Annotated in this window: 6 protein-coding genes; all 6 read right to left on the bottom strand. The window is 61.1% G+C overall.

The window, feature by feature from the left end; translation table 11 throughout:
- The coding region (locus ACPYOI_RS20670) for an FGGY-family carbohydrate kinase (protein ID WP_481423304.1) at positions 1-1138 on the bottom strand (1138 nt) is incomplete at its 3' end.
- Complete coding sequence (gene rhaM / locus ACPYOI_RS20665) at positions 1135-1455, bottom strand: L-rhamnose mutarotase (RefSeq protein ID WP_481418948.1); 321 nt, start codon at positions 1453-1455, stop codon at positions 1135-1137. The genes rhaM and ACPYOI_RS20670, both read right to left, overlap by 4 nt.
- Positions 1452-2462 (bottom strand): ABC transporter permease, encoded by a 1011-nt coding sequence (locus ACPYOI_RS20660; protein WP_481418949.1) that lies wholly within the window; start codon positions 2460-2462, stop codon positions 1452-1454. Before ACPYOI_RS20660 ends, rhaM begins: the two co-directional genes overlap by 4 nt.
- Positions 2459-3460 (bottom strand): ABC transporter permease, encoded by a 1002-nt coding sequence (locus tag ACPYOI_RS20655; protein WP_481418950.1) that lies wholly within the window; start codon positions 3458-3460, stop codon positions 2459-2461. Before ACPYOI_RS20655 ends, ACPYOI_RS20660 begins: the two co-directional genes overlap by 4 nt.
- A gap of 9 nt (positions 3461-3469) precedes the next feature.
- Positions 3470-5005, bottom strand: coding sequence for a sugar ABC transporter ATP-binding protein (locus ACPYOI_RS20650; RefSeq protein ID WP_481423303.1), 1536 nt, complete (start codon positions 5003-5005; stop codon positions 3470-3472).
- A 153-nt stretch (positions 5006-5158) separates the two neighbouring features.
- On the bottom strand, positions 5159-6154 hold the full coding sequence (gene rhaS, locus ACPYOI_RS20645; RefSeq protein WP_168830256.1) for a rhamnose ABC transporter substrate-binding protein: 996 nt from the start codon (positions 6152-6154) through the stop codon (positions 5159-5161).
- Positions 6155-6172 lie beyond the last annotated feature (18 nt).

Raw genomic sequence — 6172 nt, 5'->3', positions numbered from 1 at the left:
GGCCAAGGCAGGCCTCGCTCATCAAGCCAAGGTAGAGGCACATCGCGGCATAGCGCTCCGCAGCGTCTGCATTATCCGTATTCAGCCAGCGCTTCTCTCGGCCGGGAAACGGCCCGGAACCTGACGCCACGTTCGGGAGGAGCATCACGCCTTTTGAAATGGTTTCGCCGAGAGCCGCCTTGACATGTCCCAAGGGAACATCGCCGATTTCTGCGGAAAGAATCTCGAATTCGCGGCCGCCCATGAAGCGGGAGGATGGCACCGCACGGCCGTAGGCATCGACATTGGCAAGCGCATCACGTGATGGGTCGAGACGGTCAAGATCGCCACCCACTCCGAAATTGATCACCCAGGTTCCGGTCGAGACGACCGCAAACGGCGCCTCGCGCGTCACGAGATGCGGCAGCAGCGAGGCGTTGGAATCATGGATCCCGCAATAGACCGGAATGTCAGTAGAGACACCAATGCCGGAGGCGATCTGCGGCAGCACGGGACCAAGCGCATCGAAGGCCGAGCGGATCGGCGCCATCAGATTGCGGATGCCGAGCGTGTCGACCAGCGAGGAATATTCGCCGCGCTTCGGGTTCCAGAGATCGGTATGGCAGCCAAGCGACGTCACTTCGTTGGCCGCAACACCAGTCAGCCGCGCCGCCCAATACTGCGGGTAGGTGAGGATGGTCGCCACCCTTGCAAATTCCGCAGGAAAAGCCCTCTTCTGATAGTGAAGCTGGGCGCCGACATTCAGTCCCATCGACTGGCGCGGTGAATAGGTTTCCTTGAAGGAAGGGCGAAGGGCCGTATAGGCATCGCGGATGTCCTGCGGATATTCATGCTCGTAGTCGAGAACCGGCATGGCGAGCTTGCCATCCGGGCCAAGCAGCGCCGCAGATGCGCCGTGCGTGGTGATCGAGATGGCGTCGAAGCCCGGCTCCTTCGCGAAGCGTCGGAAGGCATCGAGCGTGAACGACCAGAGCGCTTCCACGTCGTAGTGCGGGTAAGGGCCATCCTTGAGGACGGTATTCGCTATCTTCGCGACGGCGATCTCGGCACCCGTTGCAGCGTCGAGAACGACGACCTTCGCATTGGTCTTGCCGATATCGAGAACGGCGATCCGGCGGTATTTTGGCGCGTCGCTCATGGCATGTGGAAGACGGTGACGAGGTCGCTCTGGACGGGCGAATTGTCCGCGTTGGTTTCCATGATGTCGGCCATGTGCGCCCACCACTTCTTCATGACGGGATGGTCCGGCAGGCTCGCCATCGTGTGGTCCTGCGGACGTGTCAGCATGCCGAAGAGGGTGTTTGTCTCGCGGTCGAGATGGATGGAATAATCGCTGGCGCCGGATTTGTGCAGGAGTTCGACAAGTTCCGGCCAGATCTCGTCGTGCCGCTTCCTGTATTCGGCTTCCATGCCTGGGTTGAGCTTCATCTTGAAGGCGTGTTTTTCGAGGGTCATCGGGAGCTCATGGCCTTGATGCGTCGGGCGATGATGGGAATGGCAATGGTGATGATGAGCAGCAGGCCGATGAAGATCGACATGACGATGCCCGGCACGTTGAGCAGGCCGAGTCCGAAGGTGACAAGGCCCATCACAAAGGCGGCGATGACGACCCCCACTATCGTTCCGCAGCCGCCGAGGATCGAGACGCCGCCGAGCACGACCATGGTCACGACTTCGAGTTCCCATCCCTGGGCGATCGACGGGCGGGTGGAACCGAGACGCGAGGTGAGGCAGACCGCTGCAATGCCGCTCATGACGCCGGTCAGCATGAAGAGGATGAACTTCACGCGTTCGACGGGAATACCCGAAAAGCGGGCGGCAAAATCATTGCTGCCGATCGTATAGATCTGGCGGCCGAAATTCGTCGCGTGCAGAAGGACCGCAAAGGCGGCTGCCAAGACGATGAAGAGCACGAATTCGAAGGAGAACACCCAGACGACATAGCCCTGGCCGAAATAGGCGAAATCGGCGGGATATTTGCCATAGGCCTGATCGCCGAGCACGATATAGGAAATGCCGCGGAACAGGCTCATTGTCCCGATGGTGACGACGATCGACGGCAGTTTCAGCACGGAGACGAGGAGGCCGTTGAAAATCCCGCAGAGCAGGCCGGTGCCGATGCCAATCAACACAAGTCCGGCTGTGCCGACGCCGACTTGCGCCGCCGCGCCCATGGCGGTCGAGGCAAGCGCGATGATGGCGGCGACCGAGAGATCGATCTCACCGGCAATGACGAGCAGCGCCATAGCAAAGGCGATCATCGCCTTTTCGGTGAAGTTGAAGGTCGCGTCCGAGAGGTTCCAAGCGTTCAGGAAATAGGGCGACGCCAGGGAATTGAAAATGAAGATCAGCACGGCGACGCCGAAGAGCAGAACTTCCCAGCTGGACATGATCCGGCGGAACGGGGTGCCGAGACGATCGGGAATGACGCGTTTTTCGGTCGGGGCGGAAACGGTGCTCATGCGGCCACCTCGGCTGGAGTGTCTGCTGCTGCCTTGTCGCGCAGGATGATGCGGCCGCGGCTGCGCTCGCGTCTGGCATTGAAGACGACGGCGAGAATGATGACGGTGCCCGAGATCGCCATCTGCGTGAAGGGCGAGATGCCGATGACCGGCAGGGCGTTCTTGATGACGCCGAGGAAGAGGGCGCCGAGCACGGTGCCGATCACCGAACCGACGCCGCCGGCAATCGAGATGCCGCCGATAACGCAGGCTGCGACGCTGTCGAGCTCGAAACCGCTGGCAATATCGACATAGGCAACCGCGTAACGGGAAACCCAGAGATAGCTCGCGAGGCCCGCCAGCGCGCCGGAAAGCACGAAGGCGAGGAATTTCGTCCAGCCGGTGTCGATACCGGCATAGACGGCGGCCGTCGGGTTGCCGCCGGTCGCATAGGCCGAGCGGCCGAACTGGGTGTATTTCAGCAGCACATACATCAGCACTACGATGATGATCCCGACCCAGCTCAGGACGGGCAGGCCGAGGATCGGCGTGCGCGGCACCGAAAGGAAGATCGGCGTCATCTGATGCGCGTTCACCCATGCGCCACCGGAGAGCACGAAGGCCATGCCCCGGTAAATGGTGAGCGTACCGAGCGTCACGACAATCGGCGGCATTTCGAGCGCCCAGACCATGAAACCGTTGATGGCGCCGAGGCACGCACCGATGGCGATCGCGGCAACGATCAGCACGATCAGCGGAATACCCGGATAGGCGGCGTTCATCATCGCGATCGCCATGCCGGTGAAGGCGAGATTGGCGGCAACCGAGAGGTCGATCGACTTCGTCAGGATCACCGTCATTTGCGCCAGCGCCAGGATGATCAGGATCGACGTGTCGTTGAAGATGCCGGCGAGGTTCGATGGCGTTGCGAAATCCGAAGCGCGCGTCGAGAAGATCGCGATCATCGCGACGATGATGAGGAAAAGCAGGGTTTCGCGCTTTCTGATCAGTCTTGACATGCTTTCACCTCATGCATTTCCGGTCGCCGCCCGCACCAGCGCCTCTGGCGAAAGCTGAGCGCGCTCGAAGAGGCCCGCCGAAAGACCTTCCTTCATCACCAGCACGCGATCCGACATGCCGATGATCTCCGGCAGTTCGGAGGAGATCATGATGATCGAAAGGCCTTCGGCGGCGAGTTCACTGATGAAGCCGTGGACAGCCGCTTTTGAACCGATATCGATGCCCTTGGTCGGCTCGTCGAGGATGATGACCTTCGGCTTGGTCGCGAGCCACTTGCCGATGACCACCTTCTGCTGATTGCCGCCGGAAAGCGTACCGACGGGCACGGAAAGCGCGGCGGCCCTGAGATCGAGCCGCTCGGCATATTTGCGGGCGAGCGCAAATTCATTCGCCGCTTTCAGGAAGCCCTTGCGCGAAGTGCGGCCGAGTGAGGGCAGCGTCATGTTCTGGTAGATCGGCATCGGCAGCGCCAGGCCGTGGCGGCCGCGCTCTTCCGGCACATAGACGATCCCGGCGCGGATGGCGTCATGGGGAGAGGTGATCGACAGCTCCTTGCCTTCGAGGACAAGCTTACCGGAGAGCGGCTTGGTAATGCCGAAGAGCGACTGGCAAAGTTCCGAACGCCCGGCGCCGATCAGGCCGTAGACGCCGAGAATTTCGCCCTTGCGAAGCGTGAAGGAGATGTCGCGGAATTCCGTCCGGTGGCAGTAACTCCGGACCTCGAGGAGGGGGCCGCCAATATTGACGGCGATCTTCGGAAACACGTTTTCGACGTCGCGGCCGACCATCATCTTTACGATCGAGTCCTGCGGCGTCTCCTGGAGCTTGCCGCTTCCGACGGCGCGGCCGTCGCGGAAGACGACGAAGTTATCGGCAATCTCATAGAGTTCGTCGAACTTGTGGCTGATGAAGAGGATCGCCTTGCCCTTGGCTCTCAAGCCCTGGACGATGCGGAAGAGGTCGTCGATCTCCTTGCGGGAAAGAGCCGCCGTCGGCTCGTCCATGATCACGATGCGGGCCTCGATCGAGAGCGCGCGGGCAATCGCTACCAGATGACGCTGCGCAATAGAGAGGTCCTTCAGACGGATCGTCGGATCGATGTTGCTTTCGAGCGACGTGAGCAGTTCCTTCGAGAGGCTGTTCATCGACTTCCAGTCGATGGTGCGGAATTTCGTGCGCGGCGCATGGCCGAGGAAGATGTTTTCGGCAACCGTCAGCTCATCGAAGAGCACTGTTTCCTGATGGATCGCGGTGACTCCGGCGTCGATCGCCGCTTGTGCGGTGGAGAAGGTAACAGGCTGCCCGTCGACGATGATTTCGCCCTCGTTGGGCTTGTAGATACCGGTCAGAATCTTGACGAGCGTCGATTTTCCCGCGCCGTTCTCGCCAATCAGCGCCGTGACCTTGCCGGGGTAGAGCGCAATACTGACGTTGTCGAGCGCCTTCACGCCGGGAAAAATCTGCGAGATGCCGCGCATTTCCAGGATGGCATTACCTTCAGGCATGGGGCTGGCATCGTGCTTTTGTGTTGCGGCGGGCATCATTGGTTTCACCTTAAAAACCCCTCCCCAACCCCTCCCCACAAGGGGGAGGGGTTTGACCCACCGCGATGCCGAGGCTCGCGATGGGAGGGGCGGTGCAGATTTTCTCCCCCCTTGTGGGGGAGATGGCCGGCAGGCCAGAAGGGGTATTTGCGATCAGAAGACCTTCGAGAACTGGTCGATGTTCGAGGCGTTGTAGACGAACGGATCGGCCATCGCGGCCTCGCCATTGTCGCCAACCTTGATCTTGCCCATGCGGCCGGCTTCGATCTCGCTGCCCGGCTTGCCGTCAGCGTCACCCTTGACGAGGTGATAGGCGATCTGCGTTGCCGAATAGCCGAGGTCGATCGGGTTCCAGATGGCGAATTCCTTCGTCGCGCCGGACTTGATCGCGCCGGCCATTTCGGACGGCAGGCCAAGGCCGGTCACGTAGACCTTGCCGACGAGGCCCTTGTCCTCGACGACCTTGGAGGCGGCGAGCACGCCGACTGTCGTCGGAGCGACGATGACCTTGACGTTCGGGTTGGACTTCAGCAGGCCTTCGGCTTCGCGATAGGACTTGTCCGAAAGATCATCGCCGTAGACGGTGGTGACGAGGTTGAGGCCCGGGAAGTCCTTGAGCTGCTTCTTCATCTGGTCGATCCAGATGTTCTGGTTCGTTGCGGTCGACGTTGCCGACAGGATGGCGAAATCACCCTTGCCGCCGTCGAGATGGTCCTTGGCAAGCGTCAGGCACATCTTGCCAATCAGCTCGTTGGACGACGGGTTGAGCTGCAGAATGCGGCCCTCAGGAGCAACGCCGGAGTCCCACGAGATGACCTTGATGCCGCGCTGGGCAGCCTTCTTCAGGGCCGGAACGACGGCGTCCGGGTCGTTTGCCGAAATCGCGATGGCATCGACGCCCTGGGCGATCAGCGAATTGATGACTTCGATCTGGCCTTCGGCCGTCGGTGCGGTCGGGCCTGTATAGATGATCTCGACACCGCCGAGTTCCTTGGCGGCTTCCTGCGCACCCTTGTTGGCAGCGTCGAAGAAGCCGTTGCCGAGCGACTTGACGACGAGACCGATCTTCATGTCAGCCGCGCTTGCAGCTCCTGCCATCATGACGACGGCGAGCGCTACGCCCACCGCGAGTTTCCTTGCGAGTTTCATGCTTTCATCCTCCCAGTT

It is taken from the genome of Rhizobium sp. SVR5-2C, from assembly GCF_056755115.1.
The sequence above is the reverse complement of the archived record's forward strand: the minus strand, read 5'-3'. Positions and strand labels throughout refer to the sequence as shown.